Origin of the sequence: Antarcticibacterium flavum (assembly GCF_006159205.1) — a bacterium.
GTDB lineage: Bacteria > Bacteroidota > Bacteroidia > Flavobacteriales > Flavobacteriaceae > Gillisia > Gillisia flava.
The window spans coordinates 2814891-2841132 of the sequence record NZ_CP040812.1 but is presented as its reverse complement, the minus strand read 5'-3'; the positions used below and the strand labels follow the sequence as shown (position 1 = coordinate 2841132).

At 41.6% G+C, this 26242-nt stretch carries 21 protein-coding genes; 8 read left to right on the top strand and 13 right to left on the bottom strand.

Annotated features, from left to right (window positions below; all coding sequences use genetic code 11):
* Positions 1-9 precede the first annotated feature (9 nt).
* The 9 genes from ruvB to FHG64_RS12230 all read right to left on the bottom strand — a co-directional run bounded on the left by ruvB (position 10) and on the right by FHG64_RS12230 (position 13276).
* A complete protein-coding gene (gene ruvB / locus FHG64_RS12270) occupies positions 10-1032 on the bottom strand; it encodes a Holliday junction branch migration DNA helicase RuvB (RefSeq protein ID WP_139066677.1) in 1023 nt (340 codons plus the stop codon).
* Between the two features lie 270 nt (positions 1033-1302).
* The gene (locus FHG64_RS12265; protein ID WP_139066676.1) at positions 1303-3129 is read right to left on the bottom strand and encodes a cytochrome c oxidase subunit I; all 1827 of its coding nucleotides are present in this window, start codon (positions 3127-3129) and stop codon (positions 1303-1305) included.
* 23 nt (positions 3130-3152) lie between these two features.
* Positions 3153-4277: a cytochrome c oxidase subunit II gene (locus FHG64_RS12260; RefSeq protein WP_139066675.1), complete on the bottom strand. Its 1125-nt coding sequence runs from the start codon at positions 4275-4277 to the stop codon at positions 3153-3155.
* A 30-nt stretch (positions 4278-4307) separates the two neighbouring features.
* Complete coding sequence (locus FHG64_RS12255; protein WP_139066674.1) at positions 4308-5714, bottom strand: quinol:cytochrome C oxidoreductase; 1407 nt, start codon at positions 5712-5714, stop codon at positions 4308-4310.
* A 21-nt stretch (positions 5715-5735) separates the two neighbouring features.
* Positions 5736-6452 (bottom strand): c-type cytochrome, encoded by a 717-nt coding sequence (locus tag FHG64_RS12250; protein WP_139066673.1) that lies wholly within the window; start codon positions 6450-6452, stop codon positions 5736-5738.
* Positions 6453-6457: 5 nt separating this feature from the next.
* Complete coding sequence (locus FHG64_RS12245) at positions 6458-6985, bottom strand: DUF3341 domain-containing protein (RefSeq protein WP_139066672.1); 528 nt, start codon at positions 6983-6985, stop codon at positions 6458-6460.
* Positions 6985-8775, bottom strand: a complete 1791-nt coding sequence (gene nrfD / locus FHG64_RS12240; RefSeq protein WP_139066671.1) for an NrfD/PsrC family molybdoenzyme membrane anchor subunit — start codon at positions 8773-8775, stop codon at positions 6985-6987. Before nrfD ends, FHG64_RS12245 begins: the two co-directional genes overlap by 1 nt.
* A 32-nt stretch (positions 8776-8807) precedes the next feature.
* Positions 8808-11888, bottom strand: a complete 3081-nt coding sequence (locus tag FHG64_RS12235; RefSeq protein ID WP_139066670.1) for a TAT-variant-translocated molybdopterin oxidoreductase — start codon at positions 11886-11888, stop codon at positions 8808-8810.
* Positions 11889-11914: 26 nt separating this feature from the next.
* Positions 11915-13276, bottom strand: coding sequence for a c-type cytochrome (locus tag FHG64_RS12230; RefSeq protein ID WP_139066669.1), 1362 nt, complete (start codon positions 13274-13276; stop codon positions 11915-11917).
* A 208-nt stretch (positions 13277-13484) separates the two neighbouring features.
* On the opposite strand from FHG64_RS12230, the gene FHG64_RS12225 reads away from it, so the two are divergent.
* The gene (locus FHG64_RS12225) at positions 13485-13877 is read left to right on the top strand and encodes an SPOR domain-containing protein (RefSeq protein ID WP_139066668.1); all 393 of its coding nucleotides are present in this window, start codon (positions 13485-13487) and stop codon (positions 13875-13877) included.
* A gap of 68 nt (positions 13878-13945) precedes the next feature.
* On the opposite strand, the gene infB is transcribed toward FHG64_RS12225, so the two are convergent.
* From infB to rimP, 3 genes are read right to left on the bottom strand one after another with little or no spacing between them, the layout of a single operon-like run.
* A complete protein-coding gene (infB, locus tag FHG64_RS12220) occupies positions 13946-16750 on the bottom strand; it encodes a translation initiation factor IF-2 (RefSeq protein ID WP_139066667.1) in 2805 nt (934 codons plus the stop codon).
* 58 nt (positions 16751-16808) lie between these two features.
* On the bottom strand, positions 16809-18041 hold the full coding sequence (gene nusA / locus FHG64_RS12215; protein ID WP_139066666.1) for a transcription termination factor NusA: 1233 nt from the start codon (positions 18039-18041) through the stop codon (positions 16809-16811).
* 12 nt (positions 18042-18053) lie between these two features.
* Positions 18054-18515: a ribosome assembly cofactor RimP gene (gene rimP / locus FHG64_RS12210; protein ID WP_139066665.1), complete on the bottom strand. Its 462-nt coding sequence runs from the start codon at positions 18513-18515 to the stop codon at positions 18054-18056.
* A gap of 242 nt (positions 18516-18757) precedes the next feature.
* Between rimP and FHG64_RS12205 the strand changes: the two genes are divergently transcribed.
* Positions 18758-19609, top strand: coding sequence for a universal stress protein (locus tag FHG64_RS12205; RefSeq protein ID WP_139066664.1), 852 nt, complete (start codon positions 18758-18760; stop codon positions 19607-19609).
* Between the two features lie 5 nt (positions 19610-19614).
* On the opposite strand, the gene FHG64_RS12200 is transcribed toward FHG64_RS12205, so the two are convergent.
* Entirely contained in the window at positions 19615-21126 is a 1512-nt protein-coding gene (locus tag FHG64_RS12200) for a hypothetical protein (protein WP_139066663.1), read from the bottom strand.
* A 176-nt stretch (positions 21127-21302) separates the two neighbouring features.
* Here FHG64_RS12200 and FHG64_RS12195 point away from each other — a divergent pair, with 176 nt between their 5' ends.
* From FHG64_RS12195 to FHG64_RS12170, 6 genes are all read left to right on the top strand, one after another.
* A complete protein-coding gene (locus FHG64_RS12195) occupies positions 21303-21518 on the top strand; it encodes a hypothetical protein (RefSeq protein WP_139066662.1) in 216 nt (71 codons plus the stop codon).
* Positions 21519-21600: 82 nt separating this feature from the next.
* The gene (locus tag FHG64_RS12190) at positions 21601-22233 is read left to right on the top strand and encodes a metallophosphatase domain-containing protein (RefSeq protein ID WP_139066661.1); all 633 of its coding nucleotides are present in this window, start codon (positions 21601-21603) and stop codon (positions 22231-22233) included.
* A 135-nt stretch (positions 22234-22368) separates the two neighbouring features.
* Positions 22369-22698 (top strand): hypothetical protein, encoded by a 330-nt coding sequence (locus FHG64_RS12185; RefSeq protein WP_139066660.1) that lies wholly within the window; start codon positions 22369-22371, stop codon positions 22696-22698.
* Between the two features lie 207 nt (positions 22699-22905).
* Positions 22906-24153: a PAS domain-containing sensor histidine kinase gene (locus tag FHG64_RS12180; protein WP_139066659.1), complete on the top strand. Its 1248-nt coding sequence runs from the start codon at positions 22906-22908 to the stop codon at positions 24151-24153.
* A gap of 67 nt (positions 24154-24220) precedes the next feature.
* Complete coding sequence (locus FHG64_RS12175) at positions 24221-25264, top strand: response regulator (RefSeq protein WP_139066658.1); 1044 nt, start codon at positions 24221-24223, stop codon at positions 25262-25264.
* 94 nt (positions 25265-25358) lie between these two features.
* Positions 25359-26171, top strand: coding sequence for a universal stress protein (locus FHG64_RS12170; RefSeq protein WP_139066657.1), 813 nt, complete (start codon positions 25359-25361; stop codon positions 26169-26171).
* Positions 26172-26242 lie beyond the last annotated feature (71 nt).

The window sequence follows — 26242 nt, the reverse complement described above, 5'->3', positions numbered from 1 at the left end:
CCAGAATTATTAGAACAGTCCTCCCTGGATGTTCCCTTTGATCCTGCCCAGGTGCCTGTATGCAAGTTCTGTCACCTCCCGTCCACGCGGGGTGCGGTAAATAAAGCCCTGTTGAATAAGGAAAGGCTCATACACTTCTTCAATAGTCTCCGCATTCTCACTCACTGCAGTTGCAAGGGTAGTAATGCCTACCGGACCACCTTTGAATTTATCTATGATCGTGGTGAGGATCTTATTATCCATCTCATCCAACCCGTGTGCATCCACATTAAGCGCTTTAAGGCCATATTTCGCAATCTCCATATCAATGCTCCCGTTACCTTTTATCTGGGCAAAATCACGAACTCTTCTCAATAGGGCATTTGCAATACGTGGAGTCCCCCTGCTCCTACCTGCGATCTCGATGGCAGCTTCCTGTGTGATTGGCACCCTAAGGATCTCTGCACTTCGTTCAAGAATGGTGGATAAAAGCTCTGTAGTATAATATTGAAGCCTGCTGGAGATCCCAAACCTCGCCCGCATAGGAGCGGTAAGTAATCCTGAACGGGTGGTGGCGCCAATAAGTGTAAACGGATTTAAATTTATTTGCACGGTTCGCGCATTGGGGCCCGATTCGATCATAATATCGATCTTGTAATCCTCCATAGCTGAGTATAGGTATTCTTCCACCACCGGACTTAAGCGGTGGATCTCATCTATAAAAAGGACATCCCTTTCCTCGAGGTTAGTAAGGAGCCCGGCGAGGTCGCCGGGTTTATCGATTACAGGGCCGGAGGTGATCTTGATCCCCACTTCCAGTTCATTAGCCAGGATATGTGCCAGGGTAGTTTTACCAAGGCCGGGAGGGCCGTGGAATAATGTGTGATCCAGCGCCTCTCCCCTGCGGTTGGCCGCTTCAACAAAAACCTTCAGGTTTTCAAGAACCTGGTCCTGTCCTGCAAAATCATCAAAGGAAAGGGGCCTTAAAGCTCTTTCTATATCAAGTTCTTCAGGTGAAAAATTCTCTCCCGTTGGGTCCAGGTTATCATTCATATACAAATTAATCTTAATAGCAGGACGATTGAGTATACGGCCTTCAGCAAAGATAAAGAAAAGCATGTAACCCCACAGGAAACCAACCGGCTCTCTTCAAATTTTCAGTAGGTGGCACTTCAGGCATAGAAACCCGGCAGTTCCTGGTTGAAATTCCAGTCATGCCTGTCCCCGGCTATACGCCCGGTCCTTACCTTAATCCCGGCAACAGGTTAAATGGAAAAAGCCTCTTCCGGTGAGAAGAGGCTTTTATTATATAGGTTTGTGATTCTAATGATTGAGTTCTTCCTCACCCTTTTGCAAAGGAACATTTTGAGGAACAAAATCCTGTCCCGGGATAACATATTCCCCATTCTCATTGGTTTTACTATAGTCATAAGACCAGCGGTAAACGTGTGGGATTGGACCCGGCCAGTTTCCGTGAATGTGTTCCACCGGGGTGGTCCATTCCAGGGTGTTGGAATTCCAGGGGTTCTGTGTTGCTTTCTTTCCAAAGAAAATAGAAGCGAAGAAGTTATAAAGGAATACCAATTGTATGGCAGCAGTAATAATAGCAAATATGGTTATGATCACATTCACATCTGCAAGATCATCGAAGTATGGAAAATGGGTATTGTCATAATAACGTCTTGGTAAACCTGCCATTCCAATAAAGTGCATTGGGAAGAATACCCCGTAGGCACCTATAGACGTTACCCAAAAGTGAACATATCCCATATTCTTGTTCATCATTCTTCCAAACATCTTTGGGAACCAGTGGTAAACTCCGGCCAAAAGACCGTAAAGGGCAGATATTCCCATAACAAGGTGGAAGTGAGCAATAACGAAATAAGTATCGTGAACATTAATATCCAGGGTGCTGTCTCCAAGGATGATCCCTGTTAAACCTCCTGTGATGAATGTTGACACGAAACCAATAGAAAAAAGCATTGCAGGGTTAAGCTGCAGGTTACCCTTCCATAACGTAGTGATCCAGTTAAAGGCTTTTACGGCCGAAGGGATCGCGATCAATAATGTCGTAAATGTAAAAACAGATCCTAGGAATGGATTCATCCCAGATACGAACATATGGTGCCCCCATACGATAGTAGAAAGAAATGCGATCGCAAGAATAGAAGCTACCATCGCCCTGTATCCAAAGATAGGCTTACGTGCGTTGGTTGCCATAATTTCTGATACAAGCCCCATCGCAGGAAGAATAACAATATAAACTTCCGGGTGTCCTAGGAACCAAAACAGGTGTTCAAACAATACCGGGGAACCTCCCTGGTGTGCAAGTACTTCTCCTTTTAAGTAAATATCACTTAGGAAGAACGAAGTTCCAAAACTCCTGTCCATTATAAGCATAAGTGCTGCTGAAAGCAATACAGGGAAAGATACCACCCCGATGATAGCTGTTACAAAGAATGCCCATATGGTAAGCGGAAGTCTTGTCATAGACATTCCGGGAGTCCTTAAGTTTATTACAGTAACTATGTAGTTAAGAGATCCAAGAAGTGAGGAAGCGATAAAGATAGCCATAGAAACAAGCCAAAGAGTCATCCCTAAACCTGAACCACCAATTGCCTGTGGAAGGGCACTAAGCGGCGGATAAATAGTCCATCCTGCCGATGCCGGTCCCGCTTCTACAAACAGGGAACTCAACATAATTACGCTTGAAAGGAAAAACAACCAGTAGGATACCATGTTTAGGAATCCTGATGCCATATCCCTTGCCCCAATTTGAAGCGGAATAAGCAGGTTACTAAAAGTACCACTCAACCCGGCAGTTAATACAAAGAATACCATAATGGTCCCGTGGATTGTAACAAGTGCAAGGTAAACTTCCGGAGACATTACTCCTCCCGGTGCCCATTTCCCTAACAGCGCTTCAAAAAGCCAGAAGGATTCTCCAGGCCAGGCAAGTTGCATCCTGAAAAGTACAGACATTGCGATACCAACAACACCCATTAACAAACCGGTGATAAGATATTGCTTGGCAATCATCTTATGGTCTGTACTAAAAATATATTTTGTTATAAAAGTTTCTTTATGATGATGATGCCCATGATCGTCATGTGCGTGATCTATTGGCGTGTGTCCTACTGCTGCTGACATATCTTTAAATCTTTATCTTATATTTAGTTTTTAACCTGAGCTACATCCCCTTCGTTCACAACTTCTCCCTGTGCAGGTTCATCTTGTTTTTGCATTTGGTCTATAGTCTCGCTGAATCGTGGCTGTTGAGCAATCCACGAATTAAATTCTTCCTCGGTTTCAACTACGATCTTCATTTGCATATTATAATGAGCTACACCACAAATCTTGTTACACAGTAAGTAATATTCAAATTGCTCATAATCTACAAGGTCTTCCCCTGCTGCAGACCTTTCATTTCTCATTTGCTGAATTTTGGCAATTTTATCTCTCATATACTCAGTTTCCCTTATCTCTGCAGATGTTACAGTAGGAGTAAAAGAGAACTGGGTAGTCATTCCAGGTACCACGTTCATTTGCGCACGGAAGTGAGGAAAGTAAGCAGAGTGTAATACATCCTGGGACCTGAACTTGAAGATCACAGGTCTGTCTACAGGCAGGTGAAGCTCTGCGGTAACCACATCATCATAGGCATATGGGTCACTCACATCAACACCTATAGTGTTTGCTCCTTCAATGAATCGAACATTGGCCTTGCCAAGAGTATTATCATCCCCGGCGTAACGTGCTTCCCAGCCAAATTGTTTGGCATAGATCTCAATTACCAGGGCTTCAGAATTTTCGTCATCGATATTCATAATACTTGACCAGGTAAACAATCCATAGATGATCAAACCTGCAAGAACAATAACAGGAATAATGGTCCAGATGAATTCCAGTTTATCATTATCTGCAAAGAAAAGCGCCTTCTGTCCTTTTCTCCCTTTATATTTAAAAGCAAACCAGTGTAATAATCCCTGGGTGATAACCTGTACGAACATGATCACCGCCAGGGAGATCCATAAAAGTGTATCGTATTCAATTCCATGCTCTGAAGAAGCTGCCGGCAAAGCACGGTCGCTAAACATCCAGAAACAGTAAAGCATAAATATGTAAAAAGCAATTCCAAAGGCCAGCATTAAATTCCCGTGCGTCCTGTTATCCTTGTCATTGGCTACCTGCGAGGTATCAATAGAATTAGTATCCCTGGACAACTGGAAGATCTTGGTCAACTGCCAGATAGTTATCGCAAAGAGGGCTACTACTATTATGATTAAAAATACTGTCATTGTATAATATCTATTTTAAACAATCTTTTTTTAGTAATGAAAATGTTCACTTTCCTTAATGAAAGGATTTCTACGTGCCAATAACGGTGCTTTGGTTAAGGATGTAAAAACTACAAAAATAAACAATCCACCAAAGAAAAGTAAGGAACTTATCTCAGATAATCCAATGAACCAGGATTCTCCTACCGTAGCAGGCATAACCATTACGTAAATATCTATATAATGCCCCAGAAGGATCACTAACCCGGTCATTACCACGAACCAGTTAACTCTTTTAAAATCACTGTTCATAAGGAGTAGTACGGGGAAGAGGAAGTTCAATACTACCATTCCAAAGAACAGAATACCATAATCCTCTATCCTGGATACAAAATAAGTTACTTCCTCAGGAATATTCGAATACCATATAAGCATGAACTGTGAGAACCACAGGTAAGTCCAGAAAATACTTATACCAAACATGAATTTTGCAAGGTCATGAATGTGACTGTCGTTCACGAATGGCAGGAAGCCTCTTGATTTAAGGTATATTGAAACCAAAGCTATCATTGTAATTCCTGAAACGAACATGCTGGCAAAAACATACCATCCAAACAAGGTACTAAACCAGTGTGGGTCAAGGCTCATAATCCAATCCCAGGACATCATAGATTCTGTTACTATAAAGAATACCAGAAATCCTGCAGCCAGCTTGAAGTTCTTTTTGAAATAATACAGGTCATTTGGCTCAGCTTCATCCAGCCTGTTTGAATTCTTAACAAGGAAATGTCTGAAAATTGCCCATCCTGCGATATAAATAGCAGCCCTTATAAGGAAAAATGGCACATTTAGGTAACCAGATTTATTTCTTATGATAGCATCGTTTTCAACAACTTCCGGATCCATCCAAATGAACAGGTGGTTGAGGTGCAATCCTGAAAGAACCAATAATACGAAAATGATCACACCACCAGGAAGTAGGTAAGAAGTTATCCCTTCCATAACCCTGAATAATACAGGTGACCATCCAGATTGTGAAGCCCATTGAATTGCATAGAATACAAGCACCCCAAGCGGGATCATAAAGAAGAAAAATGCCGCTACATATAATGCTGCCCACGGTTTGTTCTGCAATTGATGAAGTATGTGCTCGTAATGCTCATTTTCGTGGTCATCTACATTGGTACCCAGTTGGGTTTGGTTATCATCTGTACGCCCGGTTTGGACCTCGTGCTCAGAAGGAACAAATTCCAAACCTTGGTCTGGATCCTCAGAAAGGTCACTTTTTATTTGCCCGGGAGCAGCATGGCTCTCACCGTGTCCATCGTGAGAGGCTACCATTTCCTTTACCTCCTCTATTGTAGAAGGGGCAACTATAAACCCAATGGCCAACCCAATGAGACCTACAGCCATTAGGATGATAGAGAATAATTTTAATTTACTGGATAGCGTGTACATATTTAATATATCTAAATGCTGTTATTCTTCGTTTTGATTTTCCTGCCCGTCATTATCTGTACCCGGGGAACCCTGGTTACCATCTGAAAGTTGATCTCTCTCTTCATTCACAGCCGGAATAAGATTTTTCATTTGGGCCTCTTCTTCCTGAGTGGCCTCCTCTTCAAAAGCCCTTTCTTCACCACCCTGAAGATTATTCTTAAGGTTCATAACATAATGGTCTATAAGCCATCTCTCGTCTATAGAGGTTTGAGAAGCATAGGATCCCATTGCGTTAAGGCCGTAATACATTACGTGGTAAACACTACCTTCAGTAATATTCCTTCCTTCATCATCAAATCTTGGAATACCCAGGATCTTCTCCCGTTGTACCATAATCCCCTGTCCATCACCCTGGTCTCCATGGCATACAGCACAATAGATCGTATACAATTGCCTTCCTTTTGCAAGGTTATCTTCAGTATAAGGAAGAGGATTTGTTAACTCTGACTTCGCAGCCTGATATCCATCCTGGCTATTTTCATAATCGTATGGCTTCCATCCTCTTGGAACAGAACCCTCTGCGGGTAACATAGCAGACTGCCCATTTAAAAATATCTCATATTCCCCGTAAGGCTCATAAGGTATGGGTTCATACATATCTGGAAAATACTGGTAGTTAGGGCTGGATTCATTAAAGCATGACACAGCGCTTAAAGCCAGTACGAATAATAACGATTTCTTAAATAAACTTTTCATTGGGTTTATTTGTTATCAATTAATTTAATTTCAGATGCTCCCGTCTGGTAAAGGAAATCTGTTAGATCTTTTGTGTTGTGGTTGGCTACCTCTATCTCCATAAGGAAATGGTCATCTGTAGTCCTCACGTCCGGGTTTTCAGCAGCTTTAAATGGCCAAAGTTTACTTCTTAAAAAGAAGGTGATCACCATAAGGTGAGCTGCAAAAAATACCGTTAATTCAAACATAATAGGAACAAAGGCAGGCATATTTTGCAGGAAGGAGAAACTAGGTTTACCTCCAATATCCATAGGCCAGTCCTCGATCATCATATAGTTCATCATCACTACGGCAACCGTAAAACCAACCACCCCATACATAAAGGATGTGATAGCCAGCCGCGTAGGGGCCAGTCCCATTGCTTTATCAAGCCCGTGCACAGGAAACGGGGTATAGATCTCCCCTATATGGTAACGAGCTTCACGCACCTGCTTTACAGCCTGTAAAAGCAAGTCGTCATCTGTATAAATAGCGTGTATAACTTTAGATGCCATTAGTTTTTATTTTTAAGTTGGTTTGCCTTCGTAGTCCATTCTTCATATTTACCTTCTATGGAGAAGTCTTCTATAATGGTATCAAGCAATTCAAAATCTGCACGGGTAAGCCTGCTTACCTGTCCATAGGTATAGATACCTAACTGGTGTAAACGTTGCTCCAGCAATGGCCCAACTCCTTCAAGTTTTTGAAGATCATCTGCAGTTTGAGTTGCAGGATCATAAACTCCAATACGAGCAAGCATCTCATCTATCCTGTCACGATTCACTTCCAGGTTAATAAGGCCTTCAGCATTAACAGTAGGCTCATGCCCATTCTCATCTGCCGGGTCATCCTTTTCAACCAAACCATCTTCAGTGTTGGAAGCAGGTTCCCTCACTATTGGATCATAATGATCTACGTGATCCCCATGCTCTGCCCTAAGTCTTTTATATTTTTCTCCAGATGATTTCAAAATAGTCTTAACCTCTGCCTGCGCAATCACCGGGAAGCTTCGTGCATAAAGCAGGAACAACACAAAGAAGAATCCTATGGTTCCTATAAAGATCCCAATATCTACAAATGTAGGAGAGAACATAGTCCAGGAAGAAGGAAGGTAATCCCTGTGTAAAGAGGTTACAATGATCACAAATCTTTCGAACCACATCCCGATATTTACTACAATAGAGATGAAGAAAGAGAACATAATACTGGTACGTAGTTTTTTGAACCACATGAACTGTGGTGAAAATACGTTACAGGTCATCATTGCCCAGTATGCCCACCAGTAAGGACCTGTAGCCCTGTTAAGGAATGCGTACTGCTCATATTCCACACCTGAATACCAGGCAACAAACAATTCAGTAATATAAGCTACCCCAACTATGGAACCGGTGATCATAATAACTATGTTCATCAATTCGATATGTTGTATGGTAATATAATCTTCAAGATTGGACACTTTTCTCATAATGATCAAAAGCGTGTTCACCATCGCAAAACCAGAGAATACCGCTCCCGCAACGAAATAAGGAGGGAAAATAGTGGTATGCCATCCCGGGATAACCGAGGTAGCAAAGTCAAAGGATACAATGGTGTGTACAGAAAGTACAAGAGGAGTTGCCAAACCTGCAAGAACAAGTGAAACTTCCTCAAAACGCTGCCAGTCCTTGGCCCTTCCACTCCATCCAAAACTCAGGATGCCATATATTCTCTTCTGGAAAGGTTTTACTGCCCTGTCGCGAATCATTGCAAAATCTGGCAATAGACCGGTCCACCAGAATACAAGTGATACCGAAAGATAGGTAGAGATCGCAAATACGTCCCAAAGTAACGGGGAGTTAAAGTTTACCCACAGGGAACCAAATTGGTTTGGAATTGGCAATACCCAATAAGCCAGCCAGGGGCGACCCATGTGGATAATTGGAAAAAGACCTGCCTGCATTACAGAGAAAATTGTCATCGCCTCTGCAGAGCGGTTAATTGCCATCCTCCATTTTTGACGGAAGAGGAGCAGTACCGCAGAGATAAGTGTTCCTGCGTGACCAATACCTACCCACCAAACGAAGTTAGTAATATCCCAGGCCCAACCTACGGTCCTGTTCAATCCCCAAACTCCAATTCCTGTAGAAACAGTATATATTATACAACCTAAACCCCAAAGAAAAGCGATAAGCGCGATCGAAAAAACGATCCACCAGGATTTATTGGCCTTCCCTTCAACCGGTGCAACCACATCCATGGTAACATCGTGATAGGATTTATCGCCGGTAACAAGAGGCTTTCGTATAGGTGCTTCGTAATGAGACATATCCTTATATAATTGATTCTTTAGTTAATTGATTAAGCTTCAGATGTATTTCTAATCTTGGTTTGATACATCACATTTGGTTTTGTTCCCACATACTCCAGCACATGGTACATCCTTTCGTTGTCCTTTTGCTCATAAACCACACTGGTCTCATCATTCACATCTCCAAACACGATCGCACCTTTATCACAGGCAAGCGAACAGGCCGTTTCAAATTCATCACCCTGTACGGCACGTCCATCACGTTTCGCATCAAGTATGGTCTTTTGAGTTTTCTGGATACAGAAAGAACATTTTTCCATCACCCCACGGGAACGAACAGTAACATCCGGGTTCAATACCATACGACCAAGATCATTGTTCATGTGGTAATCAAACTCATCATTCTTGTTATATCTAAACCAGTTGAACCTTCTTACTTTGTAAGGACAGTTGTTTGCACAGTAACGGGTACCCACACAACGGTTATAAACCATTTGGTTTTGACCCTGGCGACCGTGCATTGTAGCAGCTACAGGACAAACAGTCTCACAAGGAGCGTGGTTACAGTGCTGACAGAACATTGGCTGGAATACAACCTGTGGGTTCTCTGCAGCGTTTTCAAGCTCACCAAACTGACTTAGGGAATCTCCCAGGCCTGCCATATTCTCTTTCTTATCGATATCCTCAGCAAAAGTATCTTCTGAAGAGTAGTACCTGTCTATTCTCATCCAGTGCATATCCCTGAATTTCCTCACTTCTTTTTTACCAACTACAGGAACATTATTCTCTGCATGACAGGCGATTACACACGCACCACAACCGGTACACGCATTAAGGTCAATAGACATCTTGAAGTGATGGCCCTGGGTACGGTCAAAACCTTGCCACAGGTCAACGTCTGGCGAAGTAACCGGGGTTTCAATGTGGTTAAGAGAAACTTCCGGCACCTTGTTCCATTCGTGAACATCTTTGGTATTGAAGATCTCAAGGGTTGTTTCCTTGATTATATCTCCTCTTCCCATCAGGGTAGTATGAAGCTGTAAACAGGCAAACTCGTGAATACCTCCTACTTTTTCAATACCAACATTCTGGAATGAGCTAAAATTCTTATATAATGGGTAAGCGTTCACACCTACCTGCATTTCCTCCTGGACACCTTCTTTTTTACCATAACCCAAAGCAAGGGCTATAGTTCCTCTTGCCTGTCCCGGTTGTATATAAACAGGAACCTTTTCAAGGACAGTATCGCCTACAGTAAGCCTAATATAGCTACCATTAAGACCACCATCTGATGCATGGGTATTTTCGATACCCAGCTCCTCAGCATCTGCCTTGGACATTTTCACATAGTTATCCCAGGATGCCCGTGTAATAGGGTCCGGGAATTCCTGCAACCAGGGGTTGTTGGCCTGTTGGCCGTCTCCCATACCTACAGAGGTATAAAGCTCCAGTTCAAAACCAGATCCCGCTTCTCCCCTAAGGTTTCCTGCAGCAGTATTATCGTTTATTCTTTGTGGCACAGCAGCCCCTGAAGCGGCAAGCGCCTGGGTTCCTGCCGGCTGATTAGCCTCAAAAACTCCATCATGAAGGGCATCTGACCAGGAGAAATCCCCCAGAGAACCTTCCCAGGTCTCTCTCATATAATCGTAATAGGAAGCCGGATTATTAGTCCATCTTAAAAGGCATTCCTGGAACTGTCGCGTATCAAATAACGGCCTAATGGTAGGCTGCATTAATGAGAATTTGCGCGAAGTTAATTGTATGTCACCCCAGCTCTCAAGGTAGTGAGGCGTTGCGGCAACATAATTACATAGAAGCGCAGTCTCATCTTCCTTCATTGAGAAAGCAATGGACATTTCAACATTCTTAAGGCCTTCAATAAATTCATCAGCATTTGGAAGGCTGTAGGCAGGATTTACTCCGGCGATTAAAATAGCCCCAATCCTACCGGCATTCATATCTTCAACCAGGCGTTGAACTTCAGCAGCATTTCCCTGTCTTGTTGTTCTTGGATTATTGGTATCCATTACGCGGCTACCAAGAGCCTCGTTGATAGACAATACCAGTGACTGTGCATTCTCATCTGGAATACCACTTACGACCACAGCTCTGCTACCAGAACGTCTTAATTGTGTGGCAGCTTTAACTACAGCATCATCTATTCTTGCCGGCAGGTTACTTGTAGAAGAACCACCTGCAATATAACCGTGCAATGCCGCAAGTACTTCTCTTTGTTGAGAAAGGGTTACAGGCACGCGCTTATCTGCACTGGCCCCTGTAAGGGACATTGTAGATTCAAATTGTACATGACGGGACATCCTGCCATTTTGAGGCACACGTCCACGCGCATAAGAAGCATCATAACCACCTCCGGCCCAATCTCCAAGGAAATCGGCACCTACAGAAACGATGGTCTCAGCCTGTGAAAAATCATAATTTGGCAATGCCCTGCGGCCATATCTGGCCTGGAAAGCATTGAGTGCAGCATCTTCAGAAACAGTATCATATACCACATGTCTCACATTCCCATACTGCTGGGAAAATTCATTTATCAATTTATTTGTAGAAGGGCTGGCAAATGTTTGTGTAAGTACGGCGATCTCTCCAGATACATTATTCAAACCATCGCCCACCTCACGGTCAAACTGCTCCCAGGAAACAACCTCTTTATTCGCAAGAGGCCTTTTTAACCTTTTGCTGTCATATAATGAAAGTACAGATGCCTGCACCCGTGCATTTGCACCAGTACCGGCAAGAGTATTATGCTCGATCTTGATAGGGCGGCCCTCACGGGTCCTCACCAATACCCCTGAAAAATCAAAACCGTCAGCAATAGTAGTGGCGTAGAAATTTGCCACCCCCGGCACGATCCTTTCTGGCTGCACCACATAAGGAATAGATCTTATAACAGGACCTTCACAGGCTGCAAGTGAAGCAGCAGCAGTACTAAATCCAACGTACTTTAAAAAGTCACGACGGGAAGTTGTAGAACCTTCCAGCGATTCCTTATCTCCAAGAAATTCATCTGTAGGTATTTCTTCTGCAAATTCTTTCTGCTGGAGCGCCTCAACAACAGAGCTTTTATCCTTAAGCTCTTCAACACTTTGCCAGTATTTCTTGTTTGATGACATATATATGATATTACTTCTTTAATTAATTAATAGTGGCACTTCATACACTCAATACCACCCATTTGGGCAACAGTAAGTTCTTCAACACCGTATTTTTGGGATAACTCACTATGAATTTTTTCATAATATTCATTACCCTCCATTTTAACATTGGTCTCCCTGTGACAGTTAACACACCAGCCCATAGTGAGGGGTGCATCCTGGTACATAATTTCCATTTCCTGCACAGGACCGTGACAGGTTTGACAAGCTATACCACCAACCTCAACGTGTTGAGAGTGGTTAAAGTAAGCAAAGTCTGGCAGGTTATGGATACGCACCCACTTAACCGGCTCCTGTTCGCCTGTGTAAGCCTGGGCAGCAGGATCCCAACCAACAGCAGCATAAAGCTTCTGGATTTCCTTATCATAGAAATCCTTGCTGTATTCCTCTGTTGCTGTTTCTTCCGCAACCTCGCCTATAGATTTATGACAGTTCATACATACATTTAGCGAAGGAATTCCTGAAGTTTTTGAAACTCTTGCTGAAGAGTGACAGAATTTACACTCTATCTGGTTATCACCGGCATGTATCTTATGAGAGAAATGGATTGGCTGCACCGGTTGATAACCCTGGTCAATTCCCACCTGCATGAAATACCCGTACATCGCGTAACCCGCAACAAGTAATAATATAACTGAGGTGACAAGCACTAAAAATTGATTTTGAACAAATGACCTCCAAATTGGAGTTCTTTTTTGCCCTACCGGCAACTCTACCCCACTTGCTGTCGCAAACCTTCGCAGGGTTTTATTCACCAGGTAAAGAATAACCAGAAGCATTAATAGAACGAATGCAAGGATCCCCAGAACGATATCTGTAGAAACCCCACCTGCTCCACCACCGGCACCGGCAGCATCTGCACCCGGCTGTTTAGCCTCAGGCACCTTCTTCTCCTCGCTGGTATAAGCCAGGATATTATCAATATCTGCATCGCTTAATTGCGGGAAAGGAGGCATTGCCACCTGGTTGTACTCATTGTAAATAGCCACAGCCTCATCATCACCGGAGGCAATTAAAGCCTGGCTGTTCCTTATCCATTCTTTTAACCACTGTTGATCCCTTTTTGCAGTAATACCCCTTAACGGAGGCCCAATGGAATTGGCATCCAGTTTATGACAGGCAGCACAAAGGGAGTTAAACAGACTCTTACCTGCAGCAGCATCACCACTACCGGTAGCAGCCTCTACATTACCTTCCTGAGGACCGGCTACATTCTCCTGAGGATCTGCCTGATCCCCCGGAATATCGGCATCTTGAGCTAAAACGAGAGTATTAAATGAGAAGAACAACGAAACACTTAGAACAAGCATTCGAACGGCTGAATGGCGGAATATCACCTTTTTCATATTGTAAGTTGAATTAGCATCTTTTTTTGGCACGATAATAGGACTAAAAATAAACACACCGCGCCCCTAAAATTCAGCGACAAAAGTAACACTTAAAGTCGATTTTGAAAATGTTAGCTTCATGTTAAGCAATAATTTATATTTGTTCTAAATAATAAATTCAACCCTATTTGAGTTATAGTTTTTACTTTTACCAAAACTTTTATAAATGAGAATATTAAAGACCAGGATTAGTTTTTTTACACTTGTTTTAGCTGCTGCTTTCCAATATACAACACAAGCCCAAACAGCAAACGTGAATGTACAACAAAACGAATTGATCCCTGAATTACTGGAAGAAAAGACACGATTGACCAAAGACGGCAAACTGGGAGAGCGTTACCAGATACAATTATACTATGGCGACAACCAAACTGCCAGTGATGTCATAAGAAAATTTCGAACCCAATATAACACGTGGCCTTCCCAGATCATTTATGAAACCCCCAATTATAAAGTATGGGTAGGAAACTTTAGGAACAGGCTGGAGGCAGACAGAGCACTCCTGAAGATCAAACAGGACTATCCTGCCGCCTTCATTCCCAAACCACAACGGGGATAGGCTTTAAAGCATATAAAAAAAGAGGCTGCACGATCGTGCAGCCTCTTTTTTTATATATAAGATATTACTTATTTCTTCATCTTCTTTTTCACGGCAACTTCCTGGTAGCCTTCAATTACATCGCCTTCTTTGATGTCGTTGTAATTCTTAATTTGCATACCACAGTCATAACCTTTAGAAACTTCCTTCACGTCATCTTTGAAACGCTTAAGAGAAGTAAGTTCTCCTGTAAATACTACCACGCCATCGCGAATCAATCTTATACCGTTGTTACGGAAGATCTTACCTGAGGTCACCATACAACCTGCAATAGTTCCAATCTTGGAGATCTTGAAGGTCTCACGTATCTCTGCAGTACCAGTGATCTCTTCTTTCATCTCTGGCGACAACATACCTTCCATCGCATCTCTAAGGTCATTGATGGCATCATAGATAATAGAGTATAGCCTTACGTCAATTTCTTCCTTATCTGCAAGCTGTCTTGCATTACCGGCAGGTCTCACGTTAAATCCAATTATTACAGCGTCTGATGCTGAAGCCAGCAACACATCGCTCTCTGTAATTGGACCTACACCTTTATGTATGATATTCACCTGTATCTCCTCTGTAGATAATTTCTGGAAACTATCTGTCAATGCTTCTACAGATCCATCCACATCTCCTTTAAGGATAATGTTGATCTCCTTAAAGTCTCCAAGTGCAATACGTCTTCCAATCTCATCAAGAGTAATGTGACGTTGTGTTCTTACAGATTGTTCTCTTTGCAGCTGTGTACGCCTGGCAGCGATATCCTTTGCTTCGCGTTCATCCAGCATTACCTTGAACTTATCACCCGCTTGTGGGGCACCATCAAGTCCAAGTATGGAAACAGGGGTCGCAGGTCCTGCGACTGCCACGTCTTTTCCTCGCTCATCCTGCATTGCCTTTACCTTACCACTGTGTCTTCCTGCAAGGACGTAATCACCAATTTTAAGGGAACCTTCCTGTACGAGGATAGTGGATACATACCCTCTTCCTTTATCAAGGAATGCCTCTACTACCGTACCTTTTGCAGGTTTGTTAGGGTTGGCCTGCAATTCCAGGATCTCGGCTTCAAGAAGTACTTTTTCAAGCAACTCCTTCACACCTAAACCTGTTTTTGCAGATATATCGTGTGACTGGATCTTTCCTCCCCAGTCTTCAACCAACAGGTTCATTCCTGCCAGTTTTTCTTTGATCTTTTCTGGATTTGCCGTTGGAAGATCAGATTTGTTGATAGCGAAAACTATTGGCACTCCCGCAGCCTGTGCGTGAGAAATAGCTTCTTTTGTTTGCGGCATCACATCATCATCTGCCGCGATCACGATGATCGCGATATCTGTAACCTGGGCACCCCTGGCTCTCATCGCGGTAAACGCCTCGTGACCCGGTGTATCAAGGAATGCGATCTTTTGACCGTTTTCCAGCTCAACCCCGTACGCTCCAATATGCTGCGTGATACCACCACTTTCACCGGCGATCACATTTTCTTTACGAATATAATCCAGTAAGGATGTCTTACCGTGGTCAACGTGTCCCATTACGGTAACAATAGGAGCCCTTGGCTTAAGATCTTCTGGATTCTCCTCCTCAGTATCGGTTACCTCCTCAATATCTGCAGATACAAATTCAACTTCGTAGTCGAATTCTTCAGCAACTATAGAAAGGGTTTCAGCATCTAGACGCTGGTTCATCGTCACCATCATCCCAAGGGACATACAGGCAGAGATAATTTTGGTAACCGGCACATCCATCATCGTTGCAACCTCACTTACGGTAACAAATTCTGTTACCTTAAGGATCTTGCTGTCTGTTTCCTGCTGTGCAAGATCATCTTCAGATCGTTGACGGTGCTGGTCCCTTTTATCCCTACGGTACTTGGCACCTTTTCCTTTACTTCCTTTCCCCTGAAGTTTTTCAAGGGTTTCACGTATTTGTTTTTGTACTTCTTCCTCGCTTGGCTCTTCTTTTGCCATAGCAGGTCGCGCAGGCTTCTTACCTCCTTTACCACCTTTAAAGGCTCCTCCTGCAGCACCCGGCGCAGCAGTTCCTCCTTTTACATCTTTACTTATTCTGCGACGACGCTTTTTGCGCTTATCCTTCTCCTTATCGTCTGCAGCTTTTTTCTCATCCTTCTTCTTAACCGGCTTCTTAAACTGGGAAAGGTCTATTTTCTCTCCTGTAAAGTTAGGCCCGTTAAGTTTGGTATATTTCGTACGAATGGTATCCCCTTCACCCTCTTCCCCGGCAGGCTTTTCACCTTCAGCAGCGGGTTTGGATTCTTCCTGTGCTGCAGGAGCTTCAGGTTTCTCTTCAGGAGCTTCAGTTTCTTTTACTTCTTCTTTCTTTGGCTTTTCTTCAGCGGCCGGCTTCTCCTCTTTTGGAGCTTCAGGAGTTTTTGGTTCCTCTTCTTTCTTAGCCTCTACCGGCTCCTTAGGCGCCTCAGCTTTTGGAGTTTCTTTTGGCTGCTCAACCTCTGCAGGTTTTTCTTCAGGCTTCTTATCCAGGTCTATCTTACCAACCTGCTTAGGGCCTTCAAGTTTTGTTCTGGCACTTATGACATCCTGCTGCTTCTGCTCTGCTTTCTTCTTGTCTTCCAACTCCCTCTCACGGGCCATACGTAACTCCTCCTTCTCCTTACGCTTCTCCTCTCCAACTTCCTTGGAAGCCACCTTTTTGCTTTTATCTGTTTGAAATTCATCAAAAAGCACCTGGTAAACCTCTTCAGAAATTTTTGTGGTAGGACGCGCTTCAATATCGTGACCTTGAGAATTTAAAAATTCCACAGCACGATCTAGTGAAATATTGAATTCACGTAGTACCTTGTTTAATCGCATTGTTTTTGCTTCAGCCATAAATTGCCTCTAAATTACCTCTTAAATTATTATTCCTGTTTAAATAAATAAACAAATTTTATTCTTCAAATTCTTCACGCAATACCTGTATCACATCACGTATTGTTTCCTCCTCAAGATCTGTACGACGCACAAGGTCATCCACATCCTGTTCCAAAATACTCTTGGCGGTATCCAATCCTATTTTAGCAAACTCTGCAATTACCCAATCCTCGATCTCATCTGCAAATTCCCTAAGCTCTACATCTTCTTCTCCACCGTCTCTAAAGACATCTATCTCATATCCCGTAAGCTGGCCGGCAAGGCGTATGTTGTGCCCTCCACGTCCAATAGCCTTGGAAACCTCTTCAGGCTTAAGCATTACCTCTGCCCGCTTATTTTCTTCATCCAGCTTGATCGAAACGATCTTTGCCGGGCTCAAGGCACGGGTAATAAATAATTGATCATTATTGGTATAATTGATAACATCAATGTTCTCATTGCCCAATTCCCGCACAATACTGTGTATCCTTGACCCTTTCATCCCCACACAAGCCCCTACAGGATCTATCCTGTCATCATAAGAATCTACAGCCACCTTGGCTTTTTCACCCGGGATGCGCACAACTTTCTTCACAGTAATAAGGCCGTCAAAAACCTCCGGGATTTCCTGTTCAAATAATTTTTCCAGGAAAATTGGGGAGGTACGGGACATAAGTATTTGAGGTTTGCTTCCTTTAAGCTCCACACTCTCTATGATCCCTCTCACGTTCTCACCTTTCCTGAAAAAATCTGAAGGGATTTGCCTGTCTTTTGGCAGGATGATCTCATTCCCTTCATCATCAAGAAGTATGATTGCGCGGTGACGTATGTGATGAACCTCTGCTGTATATATCTCTCCTTCAAGATCCTTGAAGTGCTTGTAGATATTAGTATTATCGTGTTCATGTATCTTTGCGATAAGGTTTTGCCTTAAGGCAAGTATGGAACGCCTTCCAAGATCGATCAATTTCACTTCTTCAGATACATCTTCACCCACTTCAAAATCTGGCTCGATCTTTCTTGCTTCACTAAGTGATATCTCCTGGTTTGGATCTTCCACTTCCCCATCTGCCACAACAACCCTGTTTCTCCAAATCTCAAGATCCCCTTTATCAGGGTTTACAATGATGTCAAAATTATCATCTTCCCCATACTTCTTTTTCAAAGCGCTTCTAAACACATCCTCTAAGATCGCCATTAAGGTAACCCGATCTATTAATTTGTCGTCTTTAAATTCAGAAAAAGACTCAATCAAGGCGATATTTTCCATATCAATAAATTATTAAAATGTTATTACAACCACAGCCTTTTCAATATCCTGAAAAGCTATTTTTGCTTCTTTATCTACAGTTACTTTCCCTTTGCCAACGGGCTTGGGCTCTCTTGCCTGCCATTGAAGGGTGATACCCTCCTCATCTACAGCAATTAAATTTCCTTCAAATTTATTGGAATTTGTCCGGACTTCAAGTTTTCTACCAATATTTTTCCTGAATTGTCGTGGGAATTTTAATGGCTCTGATACTCCTGCCGATGTCACCTCCAGGGAAAAATCCAGTTCATCCCGGTCCAGGTCATTCTCGATCTTGCGGCTTACCGCTATACAATCGTTTACAGCCACTCCTTCATCCCCGTCTATCACTACAAGGATATGATTTTGATCACTGATATTAAGGGAAATTAAAAATAAGGAATCATTCTCTTCAAAGGCTTCCTTCAGCAAATTCTCTACTCGCTCCTGCAACATATATTTTATAAAAAGAGGGGACTTTCTGTCCCCTCGCTGTATTTTTTTCGTTTCAACGCTGCAAAGATAACAAAATTTTCCCAAATTTAAAACCGGCAGGAGAATGAAATTTTATTCGTAAATTTAATAAAGCAATCAATTCCAAGAAGTTATTAAGGAATGAGCATACGGGCAAATATGAACAGAGAAATGTGGAGATATGCAAATTGCATATGAGCTTTGAAAACAAAAAATATCTACATATGAAAAAGATCCTGGTTCCTACCGATTTTTCTGAGCAGGCAGAATATGCCTTAAAAGTAGCTGCCCAACTTGCCAGGAAATATGATGGCGAGATTTTTTTGCTGCACATGCTCGAGTTGCCAATGCATTTGGTTGGAGGCGCCGCCGCAAGCGGAAGTGGAGTTGGTGGAGGTGGAAGCCAAAATCTGCCTGAAGCTCTTTACTTTATGAAACTTGCAAAAAAGCGTTTTGGCGAAATAAGACAGGAACCTTATTTAAAGGACATTAAATTAACCGAAACAGTTGAGTTCCACCAGGCTTTTGACGGTATTATGGAAATAAGCGAAAAGCACAACTGTGACCTTATCGTTATGGGATCCCACGGAGCTACCGGTTTTAAGGAGATGTTCATTGGCTCTAATACAGAGAAAGTAGTAAGGAACTCCACTATTCCTGTGCTGGTCATTAAAAATGATCACGAGATATTTGATATAAAAGATTTTGTTTTTGCCACAGATTGTGATCTTGAGAACAAACACACCCTGCAACAGGCAAAACGCTTTGCAGGCAAACTTGGTGCCCGCCTGCACCTTGTTTACATAAATACAGCCAACAATTTCATGACACATAATGATGCACAACAATGCTTAGATGATTTTGTTGAAGGTGAGGATGACAAGGATTACACCCTGAATATTTACAATGATGTAACCGTGGAGAATGGGATACTTAATTTCGCCAGGAGCATTGACGCAGGACTTATTGGAATAAGCACCCATGGAAGAAAAGGCATAGCCCATTTCTTTAATGGTAGCATTAGCGAAGACCTTGTAAACCACGCACAGCAGCCTGTAGTTACTTTTAAGATATGACCTGCTTACAAAAAGGTCTTTATAGAACCTTCTCTAATTAATAACCAAAAGAAATTCCAGACAGATTTTGTCTTATCTCTTTCAACATTAATATCCTCCTGGGAAACATCTTCATTTACCACATCATTTTTAAGGATAAGATTTACCAGGCCAGAGAGAAATGATTTCTCCTCTTTTTCTCCATCCTTTAGCAGCGAAATTTTAAAATCCCTGTAAGAAAGTTTCATGTCTCCGCTGGCCTCATGTCTATTCCCATAGAAATTGTAGAACAATGATTCAATATGACCTTCGGTCTCTACATTCATCACTGGCCTCATAAAGGGATTTATTTCTTCAGCATCAATACCTGCAAAACTCCCGTTTATTTGAAATTCATCCTGGAGGTTTCTTATATCAAATTCCCAATTGAGCGTAACCCTGGATTGGCCCATAAAGTTTGCACGGGCTTCAATAGAAGTGAGAGGAAAATCATCTGAGTCCATATTAACGTTCACTATATTCTTTATAGTAGCTTCGACATTCCCAAAATTTATTGCGCCGGCAGGATTTTCTTCCCGGGTCCTTTCTTCATAAACGATATTAGATTCACGAATGTTAACGGAGTCAAGTTTAACTTTTATCCCCAGCTCCCGTATCATTTCGCTATACATAGGCTTGACCCGTGGATCGTCTGGCAGGAGCTTATTCCTATAGATTTGAGCATCGGCGCCACTTATTTCCACCCCGGGACTGGAAATATAAAGACTGTCATTTTTATGTTCCCATTCTGGTTGTTTGAATATGACCGAATTAATACTAACACTGGCCCGGTCCTTTTCATATGGTATGGCCCGGTCATGGTCTGCTTTAGAATATTTAGGGCGTATGTTAAGATCTTCAAGGCGCAATTGGCCATCATCAAGGAGGATATTCTTAATTCCCAGGCTGTGCTCACTATTGAGGTCGTAAAAAAGAGAATCTGCCTCCAACCTCAATTCTTCATGTTCAAAAGGTATCTTTGATTGAGTGGTCGATCTATTGATCTGGATCCCGGCAAGCTTCAAAGATAAGATGGAGAGATAAAGTTCATTATCTGCTTCCGGGTTATCCTTCATCTCCAGCCTCCCTTTGACGATTGTGAGTTTACCTATCCTAATGTCCTCCTGCATTTCTTTTCCATTCGACTCTTCTTCTTCTTCAATATTATCATATAAGACAATTCCTGGGTTAAGAAGGAAAAGCTCATCCACCTCGATAATATCATTGGAAAGATAGTTCCATATATTAAAATTCTTTAGCTGAATGTCTTCAGCCTCAAAGAGAAATTTTTCGCTTTCCCATACAGGACGGCTCAGGGAAGCGTTTTGAGTGAGGAGATTAACTGAAAGGTCTTCGTAACTAAAATTTTCTGAATACTCATTTTTGTCAAGTTCAGCTCTTATTTCTTTTTTGAGGTACCAGTTACCAAATAGAACTCCAAGAATTATAAGGAGCACCAGAATTCCCAGGCTTATTAAAATTATTTTTATTTTTTTCAAGTGATTTCAATTTCTGGCATAATTTACGATACACCACTGTTATATGGAGAAGGTTTAAGACCTTTTAACGTTCGCTGAACCTTTGAGAATCAGCATAAGTTAAATTATCGTCAATTTGTAAGGCATTATGAAATTTGTGCACTATTCAATATATCTTTACCACTTATAAACCTGTTATGTTATTTAAATTCGGCTTAAAAATAGCAATTCTTGCACTGGAGATCTTCCTTGCCATTTACAGTATTGTCCTATCAGACAGTTTACTGGTAAAATTCCTGTTTTTTGCTTTTTCTGCCGGGATCATAGCTTTTCTTGTCACCAGGTTGACGAGTAAGTTATTACCATCAGACAAAGATTATATTTCTGGTGAACAGGAACAGGATTTCCGTTAGGAAAAATTAATTGCAGCTTTACTGCTCCAAATTATTATCCGGTGACTAAGATTACCGGATTTTTAATTTAAATTGAGTTCATATGAAGGTCATTTGCATAGCCGATACTCATAACAAGCAAGAAGACATAATAGTTCCTCCCGGCGATGTGATCATTCATGCCGGAGATTTTTCAGAAGCCGGCACAAAAAAGGAAACCCAGGAGTTTCTTGAATGGTTCGCCTCCCTGCCGCATAAACATAAACTGTTGGTCCCGGGAAACCACGATTTTTATCTTGAAAAACATCTGACTTCCCTTGATAAAATAATCCCTGCGGGAATTCACTGCCTTATAAATACAGGATTGGTTATCAATAATGTGAAATTCTGGGGCTCCCCCTTTACCCCTGGAGATTCTAACTGGGCTTTTACCAAACCCCGGGGAAGGGAAATGAGAGAATGCTGGGATCTAATCCCTGAAGATGTAGAACTGTTAATTACCCACACTCCCCCATATGGCATTCTGGACCAGCTGGATAATAAAAAACATCTGGGATGTGAACAATTAACTTCCCGATTAAAGGAAGTCAAACCTTCATACCATATTTTTGGTCATATACATCATGAATACGGGATTGTAAAAATAAAGGAAACTGTCTTTGTTAATGCCGCATTACTGGACGACCGCTACCGGCTTATTAATTCCCCCCTCACAATTCACCATTTCCCATCTTAACAGAATCCTAATTTTTGTTTACCAAAGTTAATTTACTATTAATCCCCCTCTCCTTATGTTTTTATTAACACACTCGCATGTATCTTAGCATAGCGAAATAAAACGAGTAGAATAATAATGTAAATGAGATTGACCATGAGTAACTTTACCCCCGAATTAATTATAGACGACTTAAAAAATTTAATTTCCTATAGCATCGACAATCAGGAACAGGAAAAACAAAAGTTTGAGAACCTGCACTGTGCCATTTTGGAAAAGTATTTTGATGCCAGGGATATAAAGATCAATTACCTTGCTAAGACAATTGACCTTAAGTTACCTATGTCAAATAGTAATTATACTGCTATTACCTTTGAATGTCTTGATCTTAATAATTTTTTACAGGCCTGCTTAAAGAATGACAAGGAAAGCCTTCATTTCTACCAGGCATTGCTTAACAATTACAACACAGTTGTTGCTGCTTAATATAAATACTTTTGTTTCCAAAAACATATAAGAGCTCTATAGGGGCTCTTTTTTTTACTCCTAATTCTCTTTAAATTAATTTTATTTGAAGCCACGGGAACAAGCTTTTTTTCCATTCACTCCACCGCCTCTTAGAGTTGTTGATTGTTTTTGTAAATTAGCCATTGTAGATTTGTACGGTTAATACTTTCCTTATAGCTTTATTGAATGTTTGAAAAAAATGAAAACCTTTTTAATGTCCTTTTCGAAGCAGCATCAGAGGGCATAATTGTCGTGGATGAAAAACAAATAATTGTTGCCAGCAATACCGCTGCGGCTCATATGTTTGGATATAGCAAGGAAGAACTCCAGGACCAGCCTTTGAACATTTTAATTCCCAGCAGGTATAGGTCCAGTCACCCGCAACACTTCAAAGGTTTTCTTGATGACAGTGAAAAACGCCAGATGGGACACGGCAGGGATCTTTTTGGTGTTAAGAAGAATGGGGAGCAATTTCCTGTGGAAGCAGGCCTGAATCCCTTTGAAGTCGATGGAAAAAGATATGTAATGTCGCTCATAATTGATATTACCATTCGAAAGGAAACACAGCGTCAAATAAAGGAACTCAACAGTGAACTGGAAGGTAAGATCAAGGTTCGCACCAGGGAACTTGAGGAAAGTGTTGAGAAACTCCAAAATTTAAACCTTAGCCTGGAACAGGAGATCACAAAAAGAAAAGAGGCAGAGAATCGCATTAAAGTGGCTTTACAAAAAGAAAAGGAACTCAACGAATTAAAAACAAAGTTTCTTTCTCTGGTGTCCCACGAATTCAAGACTCCTTTAAGCGGCATACTAACTTCTGTGATGCTGGCCGGGAAATATAAACTCGAAGAACAACAGGATAAAAGGGAAAAACACCTTAACACTATTAAGAACAAGGTCCACTACCTTGATAACATTCTTAATGATTTTCTCTCTATTGAACGCCTGGAATCTGGAAAGGTAAATTATAAGTTCAACACCTTTAATCTTAGTAAACTTGTTAACGAGGTTGTATATAATGCCAATGTGACCTTAAAAAGCGGGCAGGAGATCGAATATCCCACCAATATTGAAAATATAACTTTACACCAGGATGAAAAGATTCTCGAATTGGTTTTATCCAATTTATTGGGTAATGCAATAAAATACTCTCCTGAAAATACCCTCATAAAATTTGAAATAAAGATACAGGGAGAGATGATTATCTTTATTGTGACAGATGAGGGCATGGGTATACCCGAGAAGGACCAGAAGCATATTTTTGAAAGATACTTCAGGGCAGAGAATGCACTGCTCAATCAGGGAACCGGGATAGGTCTCAACATAGCCAAGGTACACCTGGAAAACCTGGGTGGTTCTATTAATTTTACAAGCCGGGAAAACGTAGGAACAAAATTTATTGTAGAATTACCCATACTAAGGGAAAATAGTTAAATCATAAAATTATTTATTTTTGGCTTTAAATTCATTTAAAGAACAAGGCTAAAGAAAACCGAACAGAATGAAAAAGATCTTATTCATAGAAGATGATATCGTTGTACGTGAGAACACCGCAGAGCTTCTGGAACTGGCAGAGTATAATGTTGTGACCGCATCAAATGGCAGGATTGGAGTTGAACTTGCACGCCAGGAATTACCAGATATCATTGTGTGTGATATCATGATGCCTGAAATGGACGGCTACGGGGTACTGGAATCCCTATCCAAAGATGAAGCTACCAACCATATTCCATTCATCTTTCTTTCAGCAAAAACAGAACATAAAGATATAAGAAGAGGGATGGACCTGGGTGCAGATGATTATCTCACTAAGCCATTTGAGGAAGAAGAGTTGATAAGCGCTATTGAAAGCCGGCTTGCCAAGGTTGCGATCCTAAAGAAGATCAAAACCAATGAGGAAAATAAGAACGAAAAACCCCAGCTTAACAGTCTTAACGATCTTAGAGAGCTGGTAAAGAATTATGAGCTACAAACTTATAAGGCAGGAGAAACCATTTATGAAGAAGGGAAACAAGGGCTTTTCTTTTTCTTTGTAGACCGCGGTGTGGTAAAAAGCCATAAAATGGATCAATATGGCAAGGAATTGATCACCTCTTTATATAAAGAAGGCGATTTTTTTGGAAATACTTCCTTTGGGAAACTTGATTCCTACCAGGAGCACGCCACTGCTATGGAAGATACCCGGGTGTATGCGGTTTCCAAGGAGGAGTTAAAAGAGATCCTTTCTCAAAATAATAAAATAGCCTTTGATCTTATAGATGCCATGGGAGAAAATATCACCGGCATTAAAGAACAACTTTTAGAAATGGCCTATGGCTCTGTGCGTAAAAAAACGGCACGAACCATCTTGTTGTTCTCCCAAAAGATTCGCAGGCATCCTACCCAAAGCATAAGGATCTCCAGGAGTGACCTGGCCAGTGTGGCAGGGATGGCTTCTGAAACTCTTATAAGGACCCTTTCAGATTTTAAGAAAGAGGGGCTGCTGGAAATTGAAGGCCGTAATATCAAATTACTGGACGTTGAAGCCCTTAAAAAAATAGGCTAATCCTTAAAATATCCCTTTTTTTCAATAACTGATCATAATCATTTTTTGCACTTCAGTTCCACGCTATTTTTGCGTGGTATAAGAGATGTAAAAAATGATGAACATTCTATTGCCGACAGATTTCTCTGAAAACTCCAGGAATGCAGCAGCCTATGCTTTGCAATTCTTTGGAGCGATACCGTGCAACTTTCACTTGCTGCATGCGGTACCAGCTTCAGGCATGGCAATAGGAGCAAGCCCAAATATTATTCCTGCACATATTCAAGGCAAGTTTGAGGACATGCTTAACTGGCTGGAAGGGATCAAACAAAACCCTGAACATAAATTTCATATTTCCTTTAAAGTTAATTACCTTATCGAAGCAGTAAGGCAGCAGGTGGCTGAAAAGAATATCGATCTCATCCTTATGGGCACTAAAGGGGCCACTAATAAAAAGGGTGCCATTATTGGAAAGAATACATCAGATATTATGATGAAGGTGAAATGCCCTGCAATGGCCATTTCAGAAAAAGCAGTATACAAAACATATAAAGAAATCCTATTCCCAACAGATTATAAGATACATTACAATCCTAAAATGCTGGATACTTTAATGGTGCTTAAGAATTTTTCAAAAGCATCTGTCAAGATCCTTGAACTCTTCAATTCTGACACAGAACCTTCAGAAGAACAGGAGACCAACAAATCATATTTATATAAAAGCTTTTCACCCGAAATTCCGCAGGTGCAAACTTTTTATTCCTCACAGAGTTCAGACACTACCAGCCTATTTGAGACAAACCCCAATGTGGATATGATCGTAATGGCAGCAAAGAACCTCAACCTTTGCCAGCGGTTATTACGCAACAATTCCCAAACCCAGATCCCTTTTATTAAGCAATTGCCATTGCTTGTACTTCACGGGTAAAATAAAAAAACTTCTTATCTCCTTAACCTTGTAAGCACGTCCCCTTCGAGTTGTTTAAGAAAAAAAAATGC

Bases quoted from the DNA above. Each gene is read 5' to 3' on its own strand.
- ruvB (WP_139066677.1), bottom strand. From the start codon at position 1,032: ATGAATGATAACCTGGACCCAACGGGAGAGAATTTTTCACCTGAAGAA.
- FHG64_RS12265 (WP_139066676.1), bottom strand. From the start codon at position 3,129: ATGTCAGCAGCAGTAGGACACACGCCAATAGATCACGCACATGACGAT.
- FHG64_RS12260 (WP_139066675.1), bottom strand. From the start codon at position 4,277: ATGACAGTATTTTTAATCATAATAGTAGTAGCCCTCTTTGCGATAACT.
- FHG64_RS12255 (WP_139066674.1), bottom strand. From the start codon at position 5,714: ATGTACACGCTATCCAGTAAATTAAAATTATTCTCTATCATCCTAATG.
- FHG64_RS12250 (WP_139066673.1), bottom strand. From the start codon at position 6,452: ATGAAAAGTTTATTTAAGAAATCGTTATTATTCGTACTGGCTTTAAGC.
- FHG64_RS12245 (WP_139066672.1), bottom strand. From the start codon at position 6,985: ATGGCATCTAAAGTTATACACGCTATTTATACAGATGACGACTTGCTT.
- nrfD (WP_139066671.1), bottom strand. From the start codon at position 8,775: ATGTCTCATTACGAAGCACCTATACGAAAGCCTCTTGTTACCGGCGAT.
- FHG64_RS12235 (WP_139066670.1), bottom strand. From the start codon at position 11,888: ATGTCATCAAACAAGAAATACTGGCAAAGTGTTGAAGAGCTTAAGGAT.
- FHG64_RS12230 (WP_139066669.1), bottom strand. From the start codon at position 13,276: ATGAAAAAGGTGATATTCCGCCATTCAGCCGTTCGAATGCTTGTTCTA.
- FHG64_RS12225 (WP_139066668.1), top strand. From the start codon at position 13,485: ATGAGAATATTAAAGACCAGGATTAGTTTTTTTACACTTGTTTTAGCT.
- infB (WP_139066667.1), bottom strand. From the start codon at position 16,750: ATGGCTGAAGCAAAAACAATGCGATTAAACAAGGTACTACGTGAATTC.
- nusA (WP_139066666.1), bottom strand. From the start codon at position 18,041: ATGGAAAATATCGCCTTGATTGAGTCTTTTTCTGAATTTAAAGACGAC.
- rimP (WP_139066665.1), bottom strand. From the start codon at position 18,515: ATGTTGCAGGAGCGAGTAGAGAATTTGCTGAAGGAAGCCTTTGAAGAG.
- FHG64_RS12205 (WP_139066664.1), top strand. From the start codon at position 18,758: ATGAAAAAGATCCTGGTTCCTACCGATTTTTCTGAGCAGGCAGAATAT.
- FHG64_RS12195 (WP_139066662.1), top strand. From the start codon at position 21,303: ATGTTATTTAAATTCGGCTTAAAAATAGCAATTCTTGCACTGGAGATC.
- FHG64_RS12190 (WP_139066661.1), top strand. From the start codon at position 21,601: ATGAAGGTCATTTGCATAGCCGATACTCATAACAAGCAAGAAGACATA.
- FHG64_RS12185 (WP_139066660.1), top strand. From the start codon at position 22,369: ATGAGTAACTTTACCCCCGAATTAATTATAGACGACTTAAAAAATTTA.
- FHG64_RS12180 (WP_139066659.1), top strand. From the start codon at position 22,906: ATGTTTGAAAAAAATGAAAACCTTTTTAATGTCCTTTTCGAAGCAGCA.
- FHG64_RS12175 (WP_139066658.1), top strand. From the start codon at position 24,221: ATGAAAAAGATCTTATTCATAGAAGATGATATCGTTGTACGTGAGAAC.
- FHG64_RS12170 (WP_139066657.1), top strand. From the start codon at position 25,359: ATGATGAACATTCTATTGCCGACAGATTTCTCTGAAAACTCCAGGAAT.